The sequence below is a fragment of the Streptomyces sp. NBC_01363 genome (assembly GCF_026340595.1).
Classification (GTDB): Bacteria; Actinomycetota; Actinomycetes; order Streptomycetales; family Streptomycetaceae; genus Streptomyces.
Map to the genome: position 1 here is coordinate 2,079,038 of NZ_JAPEPF010000002.1, position 20,874 is coordinate 2,099,911.

General features: G+C 72.4%; 16 protein-coding genes and 1 pseudogene. 13 read left to right on the plus strand and 4 right to left on the minus strand.

What is annotated here, in order from left to right; genetic code table 11:
• Nucleotides 1-46 precede the first annotated feature (46 nt).
• The 3 genes from OG611_RS37175 to OG611_RS37185 are packed head-to-tail and all read left to right on the plus strand — an operon-like array spanning nt 47 to nt 4,048.
• Nucleotides 47-2,176, plus strand: a complete 2,130-nt coding sequence (locus OG611_RS37175; RefSeq protein ID WP_266430574.1) for a hydantoinase/oxoprolinase family protein — start codon at nt 47-49, stop codon at nt 2,174-2,176.
• Nucleotides 2,173-2,760 (plus strand): hypothetical protein, encoded by a 588-nt coding sequence (locus OG611_RS37180; protein ID WP_266430577.1) that lies wholly within the window; start codon nt 2,173-2,175, stop codon nt 2,758-2,760. The genes OG611_RS37175 and OG611_RS37180 overlap by 4 nt, the downstream gene beginning before the upstream one ends.
• A 4-nt stretch (nt 2,761-2,764) precedes the next feature.
• On the plus strand, nt 2,765-4,048 hold the full coding sequence (locus tag OG611_RS37185; RefSeq protein WP_266430580.1) for a TRAP transporter large permease subunit: 1,284 nt from the start codon (nt 2,765-2,767) through the stop codon (nt 4,046-4,048).
• Nucleotides 4,049-4,164: 116 nt separating this feature from the next.
• Here the strand turns inward: OG611_RS37185 and OG611_RS37190 are convergent, their stop codons facing one another.
• On the minus strand, nt 4,165-5,328 hold the full coding sequence (locus tag OG611_RS37190) for an ABC transporter ATP-binding protein (protein ID WP_266430583.1): 1,164 nt from the start codon (nt 5,326-5,328) through the stop codon (nt 4,165-4,167).
• A gap of 104 nt (nt 5,329-5,432) precedes the next feature.
• Between OG611_RS37190 and OG611_RS37195 the strand changes: the two genes are divergently transcribed.
• Nucleotides 5,433-6,728 carry an alpha/beta fold hydrolase gene (locus tag OG611_RS37195; RefSeq protein ID WP_266430586.1) on the plus strand — a complete coding sequence of 432 codons (1,296 nt, stop codon included), beginning with the start codon at nt 5,433-5,435 and terminating at the stop codon, nt 6,726-6,728.
• Nucleotides 6,729-6,818: 90 nt separating this feature from the next.
• Here the strand turns inward: OG611_RS37195 and OG611_RS37200 are convergent, their stop codons facing one another.
• Complete coding sequence (locus OG611_RS37200) at nt 6,819-7,391, minus strand: rhodanese-like domain-containing protein (RefSeq protein WP_266430590.1); 573 nt, start codon at nt 7,389-7,391, stop codon at nt 6,819-6,821.
• 103 nt (nt 7,392-7,494) lie between these two features.
• Here OG611_RS37200 and OG611_RS37205 point away from each other — a divergent pair, with 103 nt between their 5' ends.
• A complete protein-coding gene (locus OG611_RS37205; protein WP_093546175.1) occupies nt 7,495-7,773 on the plus strand; it encodes a metal-sensitive transcriptional regulator in 279 nt (92 codons plus the stop codon).
• A gap of 34 nt (nt 7,774-7,807) precedes the next feature.
• Here the strand turns inward: OG611_RS37205 and OG611_RS37210 are convergent, their stop codons facing one another.
• Complete coding sequence (locus OG611_RS37210) at nt 7,808-8,569, minus strand: sulfite exporter TauE/SafE family protein (protein ID WP_266430593.1); 762 nt, start codon at nt 8,567-8,569, stop codon at nt 7,808-7,810.
• Nucleotides 8,566-9,942 carry a rhodanese-like domain-containing protein gene (locus OG611_RS37215; RefSeq protein ID WP_266430596.1) on the minus strand — a complete coding sequence of 459 codons (1,377 nt, stop codon included), beginning with the start codon at nt 9,940-9,942 and terminating at the stop codon, nt 8,566-8,568. Before OG611_RS37215 ends, OG611_RS37210 begins: the two co-directional genes overlap by 4 nt.
• A 164-nt stretch (nt 9,943-10,106) precedes the next feature.
• Here OG611_RS37215 and OG611_RS37220 point away from each other — a divergent pair.
• From OG611_RS37220 to OG611_RS37255, 8 genes and pseudogenes are all read left to right on the plus strand, one after another.
• A pseudogene (locus tag OG611_RS37220) lies at nt 10,107-10,851 on the plus strand (PIG-L deacetylase family protein).
• Nucleotides 10,852-11,074: 223 nt separating this feature from the next.
• Nucleotides 11,075-13,759, plus strand: a complete 2,685-nt coding sequence (locus OG611_RS37225; RefSeq protein WP_266430599.1) for a beta-N-acetylglucosaminidase domain-containing protein — start codon at nt 11,075-11,077, stop codon at nt 13,757-13,759.
• Nucleotides 13,760-13,940: 181 nt separating this feature from the next.
• Nucleotides 13,941-14,909, plus strand: a complete 969-nt coding sequence (locus OG611_RS37230) for an NADPH:quinone oxidoreductase family protein (protein WP_266430602.1) — start codon at nt 13,941-13,943, stop codon at nt 14,907-14,909.
• On the plus strand, nt 14,906-16,093 hold the full coding sequence (locus OG611_RS37235) for an acyl-CoA dehydrogenase family protein (protein ID WP_266430605.1): 1,188 nt from the start codon (nt 14,906-14,908) through the stop codon (nt 16,091-16,093). Before OG611_RS37230 ends, OG611_RS37235 begins: the two co-directional genes overlap by 4 nt.
• Nucleotides 16,090-17,220 carry an acyl-CoA dehydrogenase family protein gene (locus tag OG611_RS37240; RefSeq protein ID WP_266430608.1) on the plus strand — a complete coding sequence of 377 codons (1,131 nt, stop codon included), beginning with the start codon at nt 16,090-16,092 and terminating at the stop codon, nt 17,218-17,220. The genes OG611_RS37235 and OG611_RS37240 overlap by 4 nt, the downstream gene beginning before the upstream one ends.
• A gap of 175 nt (nt 17,221-17,395) precedes the next feature.
• Nucleotides 17,396-19,000: an ABC transporter substrate-binding protein gene (locus OG611_RS37245; protein ID WP_266430611.1), complete on the plus strand. Its 1,605-nt coding sequence runs from the start codon at nt 17,396-17,398 to the stop codon at nt 18,998-19,000.
• Nucleotides 19,001-19,023: 23 nt separating this feature from the next.
• Nucleotides 19,024-19,989: an ABC transporter permease gene (locus tag OG611_RS37250; protein WP_266431426.1), complete on the plus strand. Its 966-nt coding sequence runs from the start codon at nt 19,024-19,026 to the stop codon at nt 19,987-19,989.
• Nucleotides 19,982-20,839 (plus strand): ABC transporter permease, encoded by an 858-nt coding sequence (locus tag OG611_RS37255; protein WP_266430614.1) that lies wholly within the window; start codon nt 19,982-19,984, stop codon nt 20,837-20,839. Before OG611_RS37250 ends, OG611_RS37255 begins: the two co-directional genes overlap by 8 nt.
• Nucleotides 20,840-20,874: the final 35 nt, after the last annotated feature.

Genomic DNA, 20,874 nt, shown 5'->3' on the forward strand with positions numbered 1-20,874 from the left:
CGGCCCGTCCGCGCATCAACCCACCCGCACAAGGAGGTGCCCAGCCATGACCACCCACCGCATCCGCGTCGGTATCGACGTGGGCGGAACCTTCACCGACGCCGTGGCCGTCGACGCCACGACCCTCGACCTGCTGGGGCAGGTAAAGGTTCCCACCAGCCACCACCACGAGGACGGGGTCGCCCACGGCATCGTCGAGGCACTCGACCGGCTGCTGGAACAGACCGGCCGCGCCGCCGAGGACGTGGCGTTCCTGGCCCACGGCACGACACAGGCTACCAACGCCCTGCTGGAGGGCGATGTCGCCACCGTCGGGCTGATCGGCATCGGAACGGGACCCGGCGCCGTGCTCACCCGCCGGCTCGCCTCGCTCGGCGGGCTCGAACTCGCCCCGGGCAAGCGGCTGCCGCTCTCCTACGCCCATGTGGCCGACCCCGAGAACGCCGACGAGGTGCGCGGCGCCGTCGACGCCGTCACCCGGGACGGTGCCCAAGTGCTCGTCGCCAGCGAGCCGTTCGGCGTCGACCGGCCGGAGGGCGAGCGGGCGGTCCTCGAAGCGGCCCGCCCGCACGGACTGCCGATGACGGCCGCGCACGAGATCACCTCCCTGTACGGACTCGCCAAGCGGACCCGCACCGCCGTGGTCAACGCCGCGATCCTGCCCCGGATGCTGGCCACCGCGGACCTCGTCGACGCCTCCATCACCAAGGCCGGGGTGAACGCGCCGCTGATGGTGATGCGGTGCGACGGCGGTGTGATGTCGCTCGACGAGATGCGCAGACGCCCGCTGCTGACCGTGCTCTCCGGCCCCGCCGCGGGAGTGGCGGGCGCGCTGATGCGGGAACGGATCAGCGAGGGCCTGTTCCTGGAGACCGGGGGCACCTCCACCGACATCAGCGTCGTGCGCCGCGGCAAGGTCGCCGTCCGGCACGCCACCATCCTCGGCAAGGCGTCGTACCTCTCCGCGCTCGATGTGCGGACCGTCGGCGTCGGTGGCGGGTCCATGGTCCGGATCGGCGGCGGCCGGGTCGTCGGCGTCGGGCCCCGCAGCGCGCACATCGCCGGACTGCCGTACGCCTGCTTCGCCACGCTCGACGAACTGCGCGACGCGCGCGTCGCCACCGTCCGGCCGATGGAGGGCGACCCCGACGACTACGCCGTGATCGACGCGGCCGGCGGGCGGTACGCGCTCACGATGACCTGCGCGGCCAACGCGCTGGGCCGGGTGCCCGAGGGCGACTTCGCCCGCTGCGACCAGGACGTGGCCCAGGCCGCGCTGGCCCCGCTGGCCGCCGCGCTGTCCACCGATGTCGCGACGGCCGCCGCCCGGCTCCTCGACGCGGGCATCGAACAGGTCAGGGCCGTGACCGACGCCATGATCCGCGACTACCGGCTGGAGAAGGACACCGCGGTGCTGGTCGGGGGCGGCGGAGGTGCCGCGTCCGTGACCCCGCACCTGGCGTCCGTCACCGGCCAGGAGGGCCGGATCGCCCGGCACAGCGAGGTCATCAGCCCCATCGGAGTCGCCCTCGCCCTGGTCCGTGAACAGATCGAGCGGATCATCCCGGGCGCCGGCCAGGAACAGATCCTCGCCGTCCGCGCGGAGGCCGAGGCGGCCGTCGTGGCCCAGGGCGCCGCCGCCGACGGCGTGGAGGTCGAAGTGACCGTGGACCCGCAGACCAGCACGGTACGGGCGGTGGCCACCGGCGCCACCGAACTCCGCACCCAGGACCGCGCCCACCGCGCCGACGGGGACGAACGGCTGCGCGCCGCGGCGGCCAGCCTCAAGGCCGACCCGTCGGACGTGAGCATCCTGGCCGGCACTCCCGCCCACACCGTCTACGGCACCGAGATCCGGCGCCGCTTCCGCACCACCCGGCACCCGGTGCGGGTCGTCGACACCGATGGTGTCGTCCGGCTGCACGCCCCCGACGCCCTGGTGGAGACCACCACCGTCGCCCGCGCCCCCGAGACGCTCGCCCGGCTCGTCGGCGACGCCACCTCGTACGGCGACGGCGGAGTCCGGGCCCCCGCCCTGCGGCTGCTCATCGGCTCCCGCATCGCCGACCTCTCCGGCGTCCTGGACCCGCAGCCGCTGCTCGCCCTGGCCCGCAGCGAACTCGGCACCCGCGCCGCGGACGAGCCCGTGATCGCGGTCGTGGAGGTACGGACATGAGCCGCACCGCCGACCTCGCCGCCACGGACGACGTCGAGTTCGGCGTACGGCTCCTGGCGGCCACCCCCACGCACGAAGGACGCGACCGCGATCTGCTGCGCCACTGGGCCACCGTGGCGACGGAGTTCGGGGCCCGGCTCACCCCCGCCCCGTCGCGCGCCCGCGTCGTCGAACGCGACGGCGGGCTGGAACACGGCCTCCTCGCCCGCTACACCTCGCGCCCCGCGACCGTCGAGCTGTACACCGACACCCTCGCCCGCACGGAGGCCCTGGTCGACGAGCGCGGCTGGCGCCACTGGTACCCGACGGGCTCGGTACGCGCCGCGGCCCTCGCGCACGAGGCCGTCCACGAACTGCTCCACCACGGCCCGGCGAAGGCGGAACTGAAACGCGCCCTCGGTCATGTCGCGCTGCGCGCCGGACGCCGACGCCTGTACGGCCATGTCGCCGGGGCCGAGGAGATCGCCGCCCACGCCTACGCCCGCACCGCCTGCGGACTCGGACGCAGTCCGCTGCTGCTGACCGCCGCGCTGGCCACCGCCGACGCGCACCCCACCATCGCACCGCACGGAAGAGAGAAGTAACGCCATGGGCGTCGTCATCCTCCTCGTCATGGCGGCCGGTGTCGCCGCGATGCTCACCCGGAAACTCCCCACGGCCTTCGCGCTCGTCGTCCTGGCCGTCGTCATCGCCCTCGTCGCGGGCGCCCCGCTCACCGGCAAGAACAGCGTCCTGGACACGGTCCTCCAGGAGGGCGCACCCGCCCTCGCCGCCACCATGATCGCCATCCTGCTCGGCTCCTGGCTCGGCAAGCTCCTGGACGAGACCGGCATCGCGGGCACCCTCGTCCGCGAGATCGTCGAATTCGGCGGCGACCGTCCGGTCGTGGTGGCCCTCGGCGTCCTCGCCGTCTCCACGCTCGTCGGTACGGTGACGGGCTCCGCGCCCGCAGCGATGCTCGCCGGAATCATCGGCATCCCGGCGATGATCGCCGTCGGCATTCCCAGGGTCACCGCGGCCGGCACGATCCTCATGGGTATCGCGGCGGGCATGCCGTTCGAGCTCCCGGTCTGGCAGTTCTTCTCCACCGCGCTCGAACTACCCGTCCCCACCGTGCGCGGATTCATGGTCAAGCTGTTCCCGTTCGCGCTGGCCGCCGCGGTCCTCTTCGTCCTCGTCGAGTCCCGTCGCCGCGGCGTCGAGCACGCCTGGTCCGCCAAGTCCCTTGCGCCGAAGCCGCGTTCCAGCAGGCGTGTCCGGCTCGGCGACGCCCCCTGGTACGCGCTGCTCACGCCGGTCGTGCCCCTGGTCCTGGCCCTCGGCCTCGACGTGGCCATCATCCCCTCGCTGCTCGCGGGCGTTCTGTACTGCCTGGTCACCACCACCGGGCCGCGCGAGATGAACAAGCGGCTGCTGCGCACCCTGTACGGCGGCTTCGAGGTGGCCGCCGCGCCGATCACCCTGTTCATCGCCATCGGCATCCTGCTCGCGGCCGTGAAGCTGCCCGGAGCGATCGAGGCGCTCGAACCTCTCGTCAAGGCGGTCAGCCCGCAGAACGCGGTGCTGTTCGTCCTCGTCTTCACCGTCCTCGTACCGCTCTGCCTCTACCGCGGCCCGCTCAACGTCTTCGGTCTCGGCGCGGGCATCGCCGGTGTGCTGATCGCCGCCGGCATCTACCCCGCCACCGCGGTCCTGGGCCTGGCCACCTCGTACAACCAGGTGTTCGGCGTCGCCGACCCCACGAGCACCCAGACCGTGTGGAGCGCTCAGTACGCGGGCGTCACCCCGCAGCAGGTGATGCTCCGCACCCTGCCGTACGTCTGGGCCGTCGCCCTGGGCGGCTTCTGTGTGACCGCCGCCACCTATCTCTGACACGTTCACCCACTCCCGGGACGGAGTTCACCCATGAACGAGCCGCAGACGAATCCGGCGAACGAGCCGGGGGTGTGCCGCCGCCTCTTCCTGCGCTCGGCCGCGCCCGTCCCTCCCTACGCGTCCGCGACCGAGTCGAAGCGCACCTCGTCCCGGCCCACGCCCCGCGCGTCCGCGTCGACCGAGCGGCGCAGCGCCTCGTGGAGCTTGGCCGGCGTCAGCACGCCGAGGAACCGGGACCCGTCCAGTACCGCGACCCACCCCGCATCGTGCTGGAGCATCTCGCTGAACGCCTGCTTCAGCGGGGCCCCGACCGGCACCCAGGCATCCATCCTGCGGGCCAGTTCGCCGACCGTGCCGTGGTCGCCGGCGATCCGCAACGCGTCCGCCGCCACCCAGCCGTGCAGATCGCCGTCTCCGTTCAGCACCACCGCCCAGCGGGCACCCGTGCCGCCCAGCCGCGCCGCCGCCGCGCCGGCCGGCTCGTCCAGGCGGGCGACCGGCGGCTCCTCCAGGTCCTCCGGCTCGATCGTGGTGACCGAGAGCCGCTTCAGACCCCGGTCGGCGCCGACGAACTGCGCCACGTACGGAGTCGCGGGAGCCCCGAGCACGGCGCCCGGGGTGTCGAACTGCTCGATGCGCCCCGCCCCGTACACCGCGATCCGGTCGCCCATCCGGACCGCCTCCTCGATGTCATGGGTGACCATCAGGACCGTCTTGCGGACCGTCGCCTGCAGGCTCAGGAATTCGTCCTGCAGCCGCTCGCGCACCACCGGGTCGACCGCGCCGAACGGCTCGTCCATCAGCAGTACCGGCGGATCCGCCGCCAACGCCCTTGCCACACCCACCCGTTGGCGCTGCCCACCGGAGAGCTGCGCGGGGTACCGGGAGCCGTACGTCTTCGGGTCGAGGCCCACCAGATCCAGCAGCTCGGCCGCGCGTGCCCGGGCCCTCGCCCGTTTCCAGCCGACCAGCGCGGGGACGGTCGCGGTGTTGTCGAGGACCGTGCGGTGCGGGAAGAGGCCGACCTGCTGGATGACGTAGCCGATCCGGCGTCGCAGTTTCACCGGGTCGACGCCGGCGATGTCCTCGCCGTCGACGAGGATCCGTCCCGACGAGGGCTCGATCAGCCGGTTCACCATCATCATCGTGGTGGTCTTGCCGCAGCCGGACGGTCCGACGAGGGTGACCAGCTCTCCCTCGGCGACCTCGAAGGAGAGATCGTCGACCGCTCTGGTGCCGTCCGGATACACCTTGCCGACCTGCTCGAACCGGATCATGCCTGCACGGTAGGAGGCCCCCGGGTGTTCCGCACACGGGCCGCGACCGTCCGTGTCACGGCCGTGTGCTGAACTGTCCGTGACATCTGATTCAGGAGCACCTTGTGAACAGCTACCGGCACCCCGGCATCGTCTTCACCGACCGCTATTTCACGGTCCCGCTCGACCACGGCGATCCGGGTGGCGAGCAGATCGAAGTCTTCGGCAGGGAGGCCGTGGCGAGCGGCAGGACCGACGAGGAGCTGCCGTGGCTGGTCTATCTGGAGGGCGGCCCCGGCTTCGGCGCCCGGCGTTTCGTCGGCGCGGAGGCCTGGCTGGGACGGGCCGTGCGGGAATTCCGGGTGCTGCTGCTCGACCAGCGCGGCACCGGCCTTTCCACCCCGGCCAACCGGCAGACCCTGCCGCTGCGCGGCGGCCCGCGCGAGCAGGCCGACTACCTCGCCCATTTCCGGTCGGACAACATCGTGCGCGACTGCGAGCTGATCCGCCCGCAGCTGACCGGCGGCGAACCGTGGACGGTCCTCGGCCAGTCCTTCGGCGGCTTCTGTGCCGTCCGCTACCTGTCGGCCGCTCCCGAAGGGCTCAAGGCCGTCCTCATCACCGGTGGGCTGCCCTCCCTCGACGCGCACGCCGACGACGTGTACCGGGCCGCCTACCCCCGGATCGAGCGCAAGGTCGCCGCCCACTACGCCCGCTACCCGCAGGACGCCGAACGCGCCCGGGAGATCACCGCCCACCTGGCGGAGCACCGCCCGGAAAGCGCCGGACACCGTCTGACGCCCGAGGGGTTCCAGTCCCTCGGCATCATGCTGGGCGGCGGCAACGGCAGCCACCAGCTGCACTATCTGCTGGAGAACGCCTTCGTCCGTACGCCGCTCGGCACCGAGCTCTCCGACACCTTCCAGGAGGCCATGCGGGCCGCCACCTCGTTCGCCGGGCATCCCTTGTACGCTCTGATGCACGAGGCGATCTACGGCCAGGGCGAGCAGCCCACCGGCTGGGCGGCCGAGCGGGTCCGTGCCGAATTCCCGCAGTTCGACGCCGCCGCGGCGATCGAGGGCGACGGTCCGGTGCTCTTCACCGGTGAGAGCATCCACCCCTGGCACTTCGAGGTGGACCCGGCGCTGCGCCCGCTGCGCGAGACCGCCGAACTCCTGGCCGCCCGTACCGACTGGCCGCCGCTGTACGACCCCGAGCGCCTGGCGGCCAATCAGGTGCCGGTCGCGGCGGCCGTCTACCACGACGACATGTACGTCGACACGGAACACGCGCTGCGCACGGCGGCATCGATCCGGGGCCTGCGTACCTGGGTGACCAATGAGTACGAGCACGACGGGCTGCGTGCGGGCGGACCGCGCGTACTGGACCGGTTGCTCGCCCTGGTCCGGGACGACGTCTGACCATTCTCCGTCCTTCCGGTCTCCGTGAGGGGGAGGAGCCGGCCACGCAGCGTGCGTGACCGGCTCCTCCCCCTCACGGAACCACGGGTGTCAGCTCTGGAGGGCGTGCAGCGTGGCGTCCAGGCTCGTGGCCGAGCGCGGGGCCCGGTTGTACGGGAGCTTCGACAGGGCCGCCGCCATGCCGCAGGTGTTGGTCACGGCGGAGAACACGAGACCGGAGCCGACACCGGCGGAGATCCAGCGCGCCGCGGGGAAGCGCACCCCGGCGAGCAGGCCGGCCACCACGAGCGAACCGGCGGCGAGCCGGACCTGACGCTCCATCGGCCAGGTCGCGCGGGCTCCGGCCGGGTGGTCGAGATCGCGGCCCTCGCCCTCCCAGGCGGAGGTGCCGCCGGAGAGCGTCACGGCGTCGATGTCGGCGGCGGCGAGGATGTCGCAGGCCCGCGTGGAGCGGACGCCGGAGGCGCACACCATCAGCAGCGAGCCGCGGGCCGCGGCGGACTTCAGCGCGGGCACGGCCTCGGAAAGGCGGTCCAGCGGGATGTTCAGCGCACCGGGAACATGTCCGGAGGCGTACTCGCCGGGAGCCCGCACATCGATCACGGTGAACTCCGCGAGACGGGCCGCGGCCTGGGCGGGGGAGAGGGAGACGGGGCTGGTCACGAGCAGTGTTTCCTTTCGTTCACCGGGGCTCGGGAGAGAAGCGGTCCCCCCTTCCCCGGTCGGGTTAGAATACCCCTTGGGGTATCAGGAGGAGGAGGATGTTGTGGAACTCGACATGGCGGCCGACGAACTGAAATCGGTCCTCAACCGCCTTCGCCGCGCACAGGGCCAGCTCGCCGGGATCATCAGGATGATCGAGGAGGGCCGGGACTGCGAGGACGTGATCACGCAGATGGCGGCCGTGTCCCGGGCGCTGGACCGGGCCGGTTTCGCGATCATCGCGACGGGTCTGCAGCACTGCATGGCCGACGGCGGCCAGGAGCCCGCGGACCGCGACCAGATGCGGGCGCGGCTGGAGAAGCTCTTTCTCTCGCTGGCCTGAGCCGGCCGGGCCGGCCGGGGAGGGGCGCCGTGGTTCATGTCACGGCGTCGACGAGCATGAACACGGCCACGGCCAGCAGTACCGCGCCGAAGATCCGTTGCAGGGCGGCCGTGGACACCTTCGCGGCGAGCCGCTGCCCGTCCCAGGCGCCGAGCACCGCCGTCGCCGTGAACGGGGCGATCGTCGCCCAGTCCAGCGCGGTGGGCGTGGCGAGCCGGGTGGCCAGCGCAGCCGTGGAGTTCACCGTGATGACCAGCAGGCTGGTGCCGACCGCCGCGGTCATCGGAACGGCGACCACGGTGACCAGCGCGGGTACCACGAGGAACCCGCCGCCCACGCCGAGGAACCCGGTCACCGCGCCGAGCCCGGCGCCGGTCCGCGCGACCCGTCCGGCGGGCGCGGCGCTTGCACCGTCCCCGGCCTGCGGCGCCGGCTCGCCCCGCGGGCGGAGCATCCGTACCGCGGCGACCACCGCGAGCACGGCGAACCCCGCGGTCAGCGCTCCGGACGGGATCCGCACCGACAGCGCCCCGGCCACCGCCGCCGGAATGATTCCGGCCGCCGCGAAGAGCCCTCCCGTACGCCAGCGGACCCGGCCCTCCCGGGCATGGGCGACCAGCCCGGTGAGGGACGTCGCGATGACGATGAGGAGTCCGGCGGTGGTGGCCGCGGCCGGATCGAAGCCGAGCAGGTAGATCAGCGCGGGGACGGCGAGCACGCTTCCGCCGCCGCCCAGTCCGCCGAGTGCCAGGCCGACCACCGCACCGGCGGCCAGTGCCACGACCAGTGCGGTCATGGGGCGGGCACGGGGACGGTGGGACACAGGCCGGCCTGCGCCGCCGCGCCGAAACCGTCGTCGACGGCCACCACCTCGCGCCCCGCCGCGTCCAGCATCGACGCGGCGATGGCCGCCCGCGTCCCGCCCGCGCAGTGCACCCACACGACGCCCGGCGGCACCTCGCCCAGCCGCTTCGGCAGCTCGTGCAGGGGGATGTGCACCGCCCCCGTGACCGCACCCGCACGGTGCTCGGAGTCCCTGCGCACATCGAGTACGACCGGGTCCTCGCCCCGCTCCCGGGCCGCCGCCAGGCCGGCGAAGTCGGACCGGCGCGACGACCGCAGCGCCGTCGCCGTGCCCGCCCAGTCCTCGGGACCGCCGGTGGCCGCCGCGACCGGACGGCTCATGCCGACGCGGGACAGCTCCCGCTGGGCGTCCGCTATGTCGGTGGCGGTGCTCGCCAGCAGGGTGACCGGCTTGCCCCACGGGATCAGCCAGGCCAGATACGTGGCGAGCAGGCCCTCGCCCTCGAAGTTGAACGATCCGGCGACATGCCCCTCGGCGAACGCCACCCTGCTGCGCAGATCCACCACCCACTCGCCCGCGGCCAGCCGCCGGGCGATCTCCTCGGCATCGGCCGGGTCGGGCGGGGTCAGATCCAGCGGGGCCGGTCCTGCGGCATTGGCCGGGCCCATGTGCGCGTAGTACGCGGGGACATCGTCCAGAGCGGCGAGCAGGTCCGCGACAAAGGTGTCCACGTCCTTGACCAGCGCGTCGTTCCGCTCGCGCTCGTCGCCGATGGTCGTGGCCGACCCCTCGGCCTGCGAGGACGAACAGAAGCTGCCGAAGCCGTGCGTGGGCAGCACGGGCACGGCGTCCGCGAGCTCATCGGCGAGCCGGTGCGCGGAGGCGTGCTGGGCGCGGGCCAGTTCGGCGGTGAGCCGGGGCTCCACCAGATCGGGCCGGCCCACACTGCCGATCAGCAGCGAGCCGCCGGTGAAGGCGGCCACGTCGCGGCCCTCCTCCGCCAGCACGTAGGACGTGTGGTGCGGGGTGTGCCCGGGGGTGGCGAGCGCACGCAGCGCGAGGCCGTCGTCGACCGGGGTGACGTCACCGTCCGAGACCGGGACACGGGCGAAGGCGACCCGGGCCGCGGCGGGCACCAGGTACCGCGCCCCGGTGACGCGCGCCAGCTCCAGGCCGCCCGTCACGTAGTCGTTGTGCAGATGCGTCTCCACCACCAGGGCGATCCGTACGCCGCGCCGGGCGGCAGCGGCGATGACCCGGTCGATGTCGCGCGGCGGGTCCACGACCACGGCGGACCGCTGCCCGCCCGCCAGATAACTGCGGTTGCCGAGACCCGCTGTCTCGATGGTGTCGACGAAGAACACGACACGGCTCCTTCCGTGATGCTTTACCCCGGGGGGTATCTCTGCCCCAGGCTAACATTGATACCCCTGGGGGTATTCATGAGCGGGGTGAGACGTGCGATACGCCGGAGAAGGCGTCCGTGGAACGCGCGGCGCGGCCGATCGCGGGGCGCTAGCCTGCCGACATGACGGAGCAGCTCGCGCCCATGCCCACGGACTGGCGGCGCGCCCTCGCCGTGGTCGCGCACCCGACGACCTGGAGTACGGCTGCGCGGCGGCGGTCGCGGGGTGGACCGACGGCGGTCGCGAGGTCTCCTACCTCCTCGCCACCCGTGGCGAGGCCGGCATCGCCACGCTGGAACCGGAGAAGTGCGCGCCGTTGCGCGAGCGGGAGCAGCGGGCGAGTGCCGCGGTCGTCGGCGTCTCCACCGTGGAGTTCCTCGACCACCGCGACGGCGTGATCTCGACGGCGTGATCGAGTACGGCCTCCCGCTGCGCCGGGACATCGCCGCGGCCATCCGCAGGCACCGCCCCGAGCTGGTCATCACGCTCAATCACCGGGACACCTGGGGCGGCGTCGCCTGGAACACCCCCGACCACCGGGCGGTCGGCCGCGCCTCCCTGGACGCCGCGGCCGACGCGGGCAACCGCTGGATCTTCCCGGAGCTCGCGGAGGCGGGGCTCCGGCCGTGGAACGGGGTGCGGTGGGTCGCGGTCGCCGGGTCGAGCGCACCCACCCATGCCGTCGACGCCACGGCCGGGCTGGAGCGTTCGGTGAGGTCGCTGCTGGCCCACCGTACGTACATCGAAGGGCTGACGGAGGAGGACCCCGAGGCGTACTGCCGCACCTTTCTGACGGATCACGCGCGGGCCGAGGGGGAGCGGTTCGGCGGTCGTCCGGCCGTCACGTTCGAGCTGTTCGCTCGCTGAGTCCGGTCCGGGCCCCGCTCGGCGTTCCGGCGGTGCGTTCCGGCTCGGTATTCCGGCTCTGCATGTTCGGCGTCAGGCTTGCACGGGTACCCCTTCCAGGGGGCAAAAGCCCAGGTCCACGTGTTGATGTTGTCCAGACCATTGACATGTAAGCGCCACGATGTTGAATTCGGTGTTGTTGTGTTGCGCGACTCTGGTGACTTGAGTGATCAATGGAGGACTAGTGACGCCTCGCCCACCCCGTCTCACCGCGCTCGGTACGGCGGCGACCCTGCTCGTCGGCGGTCTGCTGACCGCCGTGCCGACCGCCCAGGCGGCCGACGGTGCCCGTACCGCCACCCCGGCGAAGGCCGCCGCCGACCGGCCGGCCCCCGCCGTCACACCGACCCCGCAGTCCGTGAAGACCCGGGCCGATCGGATCATCATCAGCCCGACCGTCACCGTGGTGGCGGGTGGAACCTCCGACGAGTCCGCCATCCAGGTCGTGGAGAGCGCGCTGCGCCGGGCCGGTGCCCAGCGCGTCGTACGCGGCGACAGACCCGCCCGGAACGGTCTCACCGTCCATGTCGGTGACGCGGCCGCGCTCGCCGCGCAGAAGATCGAGGGCCCGTCCGCGCTGCCCGCCGACGGCTATGTGCTCGGCATCGGCGCCGATCGCATCGTCCTCGCGGGCAAGGACACCACGGGCACGTACTACGCCGCGCAGACGCTGCGTCAGATCCTGCCGCACACCGGGCATCCCGGCGCCCGGGTCGCCGGACTCGCGGTGCGCGACTGGCCCGGCACCGCGCTGCGCGGCGTCATCGAAGGCTTCTACGGCACCCCGTGGTCGCACGAGGCCAGGCTCGACCAGCTCGACTACTACGGCGAGCACAAGATGAACATCTACGTGTACTCGCCGAAGGACGACGCGTATCTCCGTGCGAAGTGGCGCGACGCCTACCCGGCCGACCAACTGGCCGGGATCAAGGAGCTCGCCGACCGGGCCGCGCAGCGGCATGTGGAGTTCACGTACGCGCTCTCGCCCGGCCTCTCCGTGTGTTACAGCTCCGACGCCGACGCCGAGGCGCTGGTCGAGAAGTTCCAGACCATCTGGGACATCGGCGTACGCACCTTCGCCGTGCCGCTCGACGACATCAGCTACACGGACTGGAACTGCGCCGAGGACAAGGCGAAGTGGGGGACCGGCGGCGGTGCGGCGGGCGCGGCGCAGGCCTATCTGCTCAACCGGGTCAACAAGGAGTTCATCGCCACCCACCCGGGCGCCCAGCCGCTCCAGATGGTCCCGACCGAGTACTACGACGTCTCCGCCTCGTCGTACAAGAAGGCGCTGTCCGAGCAGCTCGACCCCAATGTCCTGGTCGAGTGGACGGGCGTCGGTGTCGTCGCGCCGACCATGACCGTCGCACAGGCGGAGGCCGCGCGCACGGTCTTCGGCCACCCGATCCTGACCTGGGACAACTACCCGGTCAATGACTACGCGACGAACCGGCTGCTGCTCGGCCCGTTCAGCGGGCGCGAGAGGGGCCTGCCCGGCAAGCTGGCGGGGATCACGGCGAACCCGATGATCCAGCCGTACGCCTCGAAGATCGCGCTGTACACCGTCGCCGACTACGCCTGGAACGACGCCGCGTACGACCCCCGCACCTCATGGGGCGAGGGACTGAAGGAGTACGCGGGCGGTGACCCGCGCACCCAGCAGGCGCTGCGGGCCTTCGCCGACGCGAACTACAGCTCGGCCCTCAACAAGGACCAGGCCCCCGAACTGGCGGCGGAGTTCGCCCGCTACTGGAAGTCCGGTGACGCCGCCCGGCTCACCTCGGTGCTCGGCACGCTCGGCTCGGCGCCCGGCCGGCTGCGCTCCGGCCTCCCGGACCGCGGCTTCGTCGCCGACGCCGCCCCCTGGCTGGACGCGACCGGATCCTGGGCCACCGCCGCCCGTACCGCGCTGCGCATGGTCGAGGCGGCCCGCGCCGGAAAGGGCGCACAGGCCTGGGAGTTGAGGCAGCAGCTGCCCGCACAGGTCACCGCGGCGAAGTCCTTCACCTACACCGGGCTCGACGGGAGCAAGGTGCCGGTCCTCGTCGGGGACGGCGTCCTGGACGGGTTCATCGACGCGGCCGAAGCCGAGCACGACCGGATCCTCGGCGTGAGCGGCAGGCCCTCGGTCTCGACGAACCTCGGCACGTACCAGAGCAATGCCGTCGCCCGGGTACTGGACGGTGACGACTCCACCTACTTCTGGAGCGACGGGGCGCCCGCCGCGGGCGACGGGATCACCGTGGATCTCGGCCGGGTCCGGGACATCGGCTCCGTCACCCTCGCGATGGCCAAGCCCGGCAGCACCGAGGACTACCTCCACCAGGGGGTTCTGGAGTACTCGGCCGACGGACAGAGCTGGCAGCAGCTCACCGCCTTCTCCGGAAAGCCGGACGTCAGCGCGACCGCGCCCGCCGGGACGAAGGCGCGCTACGTGCGGGCACGGGCGACCGCGGGCCAGGACAACTGGCTCGTCGTACGGGAGTTCAGCGTTCCGACGGACGACGGCGCGGTGACCGGAGGGCCGCCCGCCGCGGCCGGATCCTCGCTGCGCGCGGCGTCCGACGGGGACCCGGGCACCGTCTACCGGGCGGCTCGCGCACCGGAGGCCGGGGAGACGCTGGAGCTGGGGCTCGGCGCCGCACGTGCGGTGCCCTCCGTCACCGTTCTGCAGCCGGCCGGCTCCACGGCCCGTGCCGACATCCAGCTGCGGGCGACCGACGGAACGTGGCGGACCGTCGGCGCGCTCGACGGCCCGTACACCCGGGTGGACACGGCCGGTCGCACGGCCGACGCGGTGCGGCTCGCCTGGCGCGCCGGTTCGGCGGTACCGCAGATCGCCGACGTGGTGGTGGCCGGCCAGGGCTGACGCCCGCGCACGGCACCGTCCCGCGCCCGGTCCGGACCGAAGCTCCCTTCGGTCCGGACCGGGCGCACCCATGTCCGGGTCCGGCCGAAACCGGTAGTGGCGGGTTGTTCCCAGAGTGGCAAGCGACCGCTTAGTATGCGCCGGAGCAGTGGTAATGCCGACAGTGTTGTGGAGGCCCCTCATGCAGGCATGGCGAGTGCACCGGAACGGTGAGCCGAGCGCGGTGATGCGGCTGGAGGAGACGGACAGGCCCACGCCCGGCGACGGGCAGGTGCTCATCGAGGTGCTCGCGGCGAACATCAACTTCCCCGACGCGCTGCTCTGCCGCGGCCAGTACCAGGTGCGGCCGCCGCTGCCCTTCACCCCCGGCGTGGAGATCTGCGGCAGGACGGCGGACGGGCGGCGGGTGCTCGCCACCCCCGCTCTGCCGAACGGTGGATTCGCCGAATACGTCGTCGCGGACGAGGCGGCGCTGCTGCCCGCCCCGGACACCCTGGACGACGCCGAGGCCGCCGCCCTGCACATCGGCTACCAGACAGGCTGGTTCGGCCTGCACCGCAGGGCACACCTCCGGGCGGGCGAGACGCTCCTGGTCCACGCGGCGGCCGGCGGGGTCGGCAGCGCCGCCGTCCAGCTCGGCAAGGCCGCCGGAGCCACCGTCATCGGTGTGGTCGGCGGTCCCGAAAAGGCGAAGACCGCCACCGAGCTCGGCTGCGACCTGGTCATCGACCGCCACGGCGAGGACATCGTCGCCGCGGTCAAGGAAGCCACCGGCGGACGCGGCGCCGACGTGGTCTACGACCCGGTCGGCGGCGACGCCTACGCCAAGTCCGTGAAGTGCGTCGCCTTCGAGGGCCGGGTGATCGTCGTCGGCTTCGCGAGCGGTGTCATCCCCACCCCGGCGCTGAACCACGCACTCGTCAAGAACTACTCGATCGTCGGACTCCACTGGGGCCTGTACAACACCAAGGACCCGGCCGCCGTCCGCGCCTGCCACGACGAGCTCACCCGGCTCGCCGCCCAGGGCGCCGTCAAGCCGCTGATCAGCGAACGCGTCGCGCTCGCCGGGGCCGCCGACGCCGTCCAGCGGGTCGCCGACGGCACCAGCACCGGCCGGATCGTCGTCCTCCCGTCAGGAGCAGCCCGATGACCGCACCCGACGCGGCCGAGCTCCGCCGCCGCACTCAGGACCTGCTGGCCGCACACCCCCCGGCCACCACCGGCCGCACCGAATTCCTCAAGGCCCGCTTCGACGCCGGACTGGCCTGGGTGCACTACCCGGCCGGCCTCGGCGGCCTCGACGCCCCGCGCTCCCTGCAACCCGTCGTCGATGCCGAACTCGCCGCGGCGGGTGCCCCCGACAACGACCCGCGCCGGATCGGGATCGGCCTCGGCATGGCCGCCCCCACCATCCTCGGCTACGGCACCGACGAGCAGAAACAGCGCTTTCTGCGGCCGCTCTGGGTCGGCGAGGAGGTCTGGTGCCAGCTCTTCAGCGAACCGGGCGCCGGCTCCGACCTCGCGGCCCTCGGCACCCGCGCCGTCCGTGACGGCGAGGACTGGGTGGTCGACGGGCAGAAGGTCTGGACATCCAGCGCCCACCTGGCCCGCTGGGCGATCCTCATCGCCCGCACCGACCTCGACCAGCCCAAGCACCGCGGCATCAGCTACTTCATCTGCGACATGACCGACCCGGGCGTCGAGGTGCGGCCGCTGCGCCAGATCACCGGCGAGGCCGAGTTCAACGAGGTCTTCCTGACCGGCGTACGCATCCCCGACAGCAGGCGCCTCGGCCCGGTCGGCGAGGGCTGGAAGGTCGCGCAGACCACGCTGATGAACGAGCGGGTCTCCATCGGCGGGGCACGGATCCCGCGCGAGGGCGGCATGATCGGCCCGGTCGCCCGCACCTGGCGCGAACGTCCGGAACTGCGCACCCACGACCTCCACCGGCGCCTGCTGACCCTCTGGGTCGAGGCCGAGGTGGCCAGGCTCACCGGCACCCGGCTGCGCCAGCAGCTCGTCGCCGGACAGCCCGGCCCCGAAGGCTCCGGAATGAAGCTCGCCTTCGCCCGGCTCAACCAGGAGATCAGCGGACTGGAAGTCGAACTGCTCGGCCAGGAAGGGCTGTTGTACGGCGACTGGACCATGCGCCGGCCCGAACTCGTCGACTTCACCGGACGGGACGCCGGCTACCGCTACCTCCGCTCCAAGGGCAACTCCATCGAGGGCGGCACCAGCGAGGTGCTGCTCAACATCGTCGCCGAGCGCGTCCTCGGCCTGCCCGCCGAGCCGCGCAACGACAAGGACGTCGCCTGGAAGGACCTGGCCCGATGACCGCACCTACCGAAGAGAACCACGAACCCGATCTGCTGTACTCGGAGGCGGAGGAGGATCTGCGGGCAGCGGTGCGTTCGCTGCTCGCCGACCGGAGCGACGCGCCGACGGTACTCGCCCGCGTCGAGTCCGACACCCCGTACGACCCGCGACTCTGGAAGGCCCTCGCCGCCGACATCGGCACCGCGGGGCTGCTGGTGCCCGAGGAGTTCGGCGGGCAGGGTGCGGGTCATCGTGAAGCCGCGGTGGTGCTGGAGGAGCTGGGCCGCGGTGTCACGCCCGCGCCCTATCTGACCAGTGCGGTCGTCGCCACCCAGACGCTCCTCGCCCTGGGTGCGCCCGACGGACCGGTTGCCGCGCTCCTCGGCGACCTCGCCGCGGGCCGCAGGGTCGCGGCGCTCGCCGTGCCGTTCGCCGCTTCGGCGCCCGACGCCGCTCAGCCGGCCGGTGTCGTGGCCGAAAAAGTAGCGGGGACGGTGACCGGCGTCGCCGACGCCGCCACCGCCGATGTGCTGCTGGTGCCGACGACCGACGGTCTGTACGCGGTCGAGACCGGTGCCGAAGGTGTCGCCGTCGAGCCGCTCGTACCGCTCGACCTGACCCGCCCGCTCGCCACCGTCACCCTCACCGGGGCTGCCGGGACCCGGCTGGCCGACGGTGCCTCCGCGGTCGCCGCCGTGGGCCGGGGTCTGCTGGCGGGCGCCGGACTGCTCGCCTCCGAACAGCTCGGAATCGCCGAGTGGTGCCTGACCGAAACGGTCCGATACACCCGTGAACGCCACCAGTTCAACCGGCCGGTCGGCTCGTTCCAGGCGCTCAAGCACCGCATGGCGCAGCTCTGGCTGGAGGTCGTGTCGGCCCGCGCCGCCGCGCGGAACGCCGCGGACGCCCTCGCGACCGGCAGCCCGGACACGCGGTTGGCGGTGGCCGTCGCGCAGGCGTACTGCTCCGAGGTCGCCGTGCACGCCGCGGAGGAGTGCGTCCAGCTGCACGGTGGGATCGGCATGACCTGGGAGCATCCGGCGCACCTGTATCTCAAGCGCGCCAAGGCCGACTCGATCGCGTACGGCACGGCCGGGCGGCACCGCGAGACCATTGCCGAACTCGTGGAGCTGCCCGCGCCGTAGCGAGGGAGAGAGGAACGGTCCGCGTGAATGCGGGACTTGGGAGCGGAGGCGTGTGCACACGCGCCTCCGCTCCGCCGTCTCCCCGGTCGGCGGGGTATCGGGCACCCCTTTACCTGCTGTTTAATTGCGATGGTTTCGCAATAACATCAGATCTTCAATAAGGGATGTGCAGAGTATGACGGCCCGATCGATACGGGGAGCGGCCGCCGTGACACTGGCGACCGTGCTGTCGTTGACCGCGGCGGCCTGTTCACAACCGGGTGGCCCGGACGGCGGCAACTCCGGATCGGGCGCGGGGGACTCGGCGGTGGTCGGCATCGCCTACGAGCCCGACAGCCTCAGCCCGCTGCTCGGCTACGGCAAGGACGGCAACTCCAAGATCTTCGACGGGTTGCTCGCCCTCGACGCCGACATGAAGCTGCGACCCGCGCTCGCCACCGCCCTCCCCGAGGTGAGCGACGACGGGCTGACGTACACCTACCGGCTCCGCAAGGGCGTGAAGTTCAGCGACGGCGAGCCCTTCGGCGCGAAGGACGTGGTCTTCACCTACCGGACCATCCTCGACAAGAAGACCAACAACGCCTCCCGCACCGAACTCGACGCGGTGCAGAGCGTCGAGGCGAACGGCGACGACACCGTCGTCTTCCGGCTCAAGTACCCCTACGCGCCCTTCGCCCGGCGCACCGTCCTGCCCATCGCACCCGAACACATCGCGGGCAAGCAGGACGTCAACACCGGCGCCTTCACCACCCGCCCCATCGGCACCGGACCGTACCTGCTCACCAAGTGGTCCAAGGGCGAGAAGATCGGCTTCAAGGCCAACCCCGGCTACTGGGGCGGCGCGCCGAAGGTCAAGAAGTTCACCATGGCGATCATCAAGGACGACGACATACGCGCCACCCGGCTGCGCTCCGGGGAACTCGACGGCGCGATCCTGCCGCCCAACCTGGCCAAGGGATTCGCCCGTGGCAGCGGCACCCACACGTACGCCGCCACCACGTACGACTACCGCACCGTGACCCTGCCCACCCACAACGAGGTCACGGGCGACATCGCCGTCCGGCGCGCCCTCGACGTCGCCGTCGACCGGAAGGCCATGGTCGACTCCATCCTCAACGGCGAGGGCCGGGCCGCGTACGGGCCCGTCCCCACCGACAGCGAGTGGTTCACCAAGGGCACCGAACGCTCCCACGACCTCGCCACCGCGAAGAAGATCCTCGACGACGCCGGGTGGAAGCCCGGCAAGGACGGCATCCGCACCAGGGACGGCGTGCGCGCCGCCTTCCCGCTCTGGTACCTCACCGGCGACAAGCTGCGCCAGGACCACGCGCTCGCCTATGCCTCCGATGCCAAGAAGGCCGGCATCGACATCACCACCGAGGCCGGCACCTGGGAGGTCATCGAGCCCCGGATGAAGCAGGACGCGGTCCTCGCGGGCGGCGGATCGCCCGCCGACCCCGACTTCGACCAGTACACACTGCTGAAGTCCTCGCTCGCGGGCGACGGCTTCAACAACATGGCCTGGTACGACAACAAGGCCGTCGACCGGGCCCTCGAAGCGGGCCGCAGGAGCGGTGACGACGCCGAACGCAAAGCCGCCTACGACACCGTCCAGCGCGAGCTGGTGAAGAACCCCGGCTACACCTTCCTCACCCATATCGACCACCTCTACGTCGTGAAGGACCGCTTCGGCCCCCTCACCACCCAGGTCGAACCGCACGACCACGGACTGGCATCCGGCCCGTGGTGGAACGTCGAGGACTGGACGCCGAAGAAGTGAACCACCGCCTCCCCTGGGGGCCGATGGGCAGAATGGCGGGACGGCGGGCGCTGCTCGCCGTCCCCGTCCTGGCCGCCGTGACGTTCGGCGTCTTCGCCGTCGCCGCCGCTTCCCCCTTCGATCCGGTCAAGGCGTACGCGGGCACCGCCGGGCTCACCGCGTCGCAGGAGAACCTCGACCAGTTGCGCGCCAACCTCGGTGTCGACCAGCCGCTCGTGAGCCGCTGGTGGACCTGGCTGAGCTCGGCGCTCGGCGGCGACCTCGGCGACTCCGCCGTGATGCGTCAGCCGGTCGCCGATGTCATCGGCGAACGCCTCGGCTGGTCCGTGCTGCTCGCCGCGTCCGCCTTCGCCGTCGCCGTGCTCCTCGGCACGGGCCTCGGCGTACTGGCCGCCCGCAGGCCCGGCCGCCTGCTCGACCGGTGCGTCAGATCCGCCGCGTACACGCTCGAAGCCGCCCCGGCCTTCTGGCTCGGGCTGCTCGCCATCTGGTTCTTCGCCCTGGAACTCGACGTGCTCCCGGCCGGCGGTCTCACCGACGCGGCCAGCGACACCGTCACCTTCGGGCAGGTCGCCGGCCATCTGGTGCTCCCCGCGGCCGTGCTCGGTATCTCCCAGCTGCCGTGGTTCTTCCTCTACGTGCGCCAGGGTGTCGCGGACGCGCTCGGCGAGGACCCGGTGCGCGGCGCCCGCGCCCGCGGACTGAGCGAGCGGACCGTACTGCTCGGCCACGCGCTGCGCTCCGGCATGCTGCCGATGCTCACCCTCATCGGCTCCCGCGTCCCCGAACTCATCACCGGCGCCCTCCTCGTCGAGACGGTCTTCAGCTGGCCCGGCATCGCCGCCGCCACCGTGCAGGCCGCCACCTCCGTCGACTTCCCGCTGCTGGCCGCGCTCACGGTGCTGGCCACCGTGGCGGTCGTCCTCGGCAACCTCCTCTCCGACCTGCTGTACGCGCTCGCCGACCCGAGAGTGGGCTTCGATGGCTGAACCCGACCTCGGACCCGCCGGCCGCACGACCCGCCGTGTCCGCGTGGTCAGCTCCGCCGGGATCGTCGCCGCGGTGCTGCTCGCGGTCCTGCTCGTGCCCCCGCTGGTCCAGCTCGACCAGCAGGCCGTCGACCTGGCGGCCAAGCTCCGGCCACCGTCCTGGCAGCACCCGTTCGGCACCGACGACGTCGGGCGCGATCTGCTCCTGCGCTGCGTCTACGGGCTCCGCGTCTCGCTGCTCGTCGGCGTCGTCGCCGGGCTCACCGCGACGGTCATCGGGACCGCGGTCGGCGCACTGGCCGCGGCGTTCGGAGGCTGGACGGACCGCGTAGTCATGCGGCTGGTGGACACCTTCTCGTCCGTACCTCATCTGCTGCTCGGCATCTTCATCGTCGCCATGTTCCGGCCCGGCGTCGGCCCGGTGATCGTCTCCGTCGCGCTCACCCACTGGCTCTCGACGGCCAGGATCGTCCGCTCCGAAGTGCTCTCGCTCCGCTCGCGTCCGTTCATCGACGCGGCGATCTCCGGCGGTGCCTCGCGCGGGCGGGTCGTCGTCCGGCATCTGTTGCCCGCCGTGCTTCCGCAGGCGGGCCTGGCGGCCGTGCTGATGGTGCCGCACGCCATGTGGCACGAGTCCGCGCTCTCCTTCCTGGGGCTCGGGCTGCCCACCCATCAGGCGAGCCTGGGCAATCTCGTGCAGACGGCGCGCGGTTCGCTCCTCGCCGGGGACTGGTGGCCGACGCTCTTCCCCGGCCTGTTCCTGGTGATACCGACCCTCGCGCTGGCGGGCCTCGCCGGCGCGTGGCGGGAGCGGATCAATCCGCGCCGCCGATCGGAGCTGATGCTGTGAAGAACGCCCCCGGCCCGAAGGCGCCGGTCCTCTCC

Bases quoted from the DNA above. Each gene is read 5' to 3' on its own strand.
- OG611_RS37235 (WP_266430605.1), top strand. From the start codon at position 14,906: ATGACCGCACCCGACGCGGCCGAGCTCCGCCGCCGCACTCAGGACCTG.
- OG611_RS37240 (WP_266430608.1), top strand. From the start codon at position 16,090: ATGACCGCACCTACCGAAGAGAACCACGAACCCGATCTGCTGTACTCG.
- OG611_RS37210 (WP_266430593.1), bottom strand. From the start codon at position 8,569: ATGACCGCACTGGTCGTGGCACTGGCCGCCGGTGCGGTGGTCGGCCTG.
- OG611_RS37175 (WP_266430574.1), top strand. From the start codon at position 47: ATGACCACCCACCGCATCCGCGTCGGTATCGACGTGGGCGGAACCTTC.
- OG611_RS37255 (WP_266430614.1), top strand. From the start codon at position 19,982: ATGGCTGAACCCGACCTCGGACCCGCCGGCCGCACGACCCGCCGTGTC.
- OG611_RS37230 (WP_266430602.1), top strand. From the start codon at position 13,941: ATGCAGGCATGGCGAGTGCACCGGAACGGTGAGCCGAGCGCGGTGATG.
- OG611_RS37250 (WP_266431426.1), top strand. From the start codon at position 19,024: ATGGGCAGAATGGCGGGACGGCGGGCGCTGCTCGCCGTCCCCGTCCTG.
- OG611_RS37180 (WP_266430577.1), top strand. From the start codon at position 2,173: ATGAGCCGCACCGCCGACCTCGCCGCCACGGACGACGTCGAGTTCGGC.
- OG611_RS37245 (WP_266430611.1), top strand. From the start codon at position 17,396: ATGACGGCCCGATCGATACGGGGAGCGGCCGCCGTGACACTGGCGACC.
- OG611_RS37185 (WP_266430580.1), top strand. From the start codon at position 2,765: ATGGGCGTCGTCATCCTCCTCGTCATGGCGGCCGGTGTCGCCGCGATG.
- OG611_RS37190 (WP_266430583.1), bottom strand. From the start codon at position 5,328: ATGATCCGGTTCGAGCAGGTCGGCAAGGTGTATCCGGACGGCACCAGA.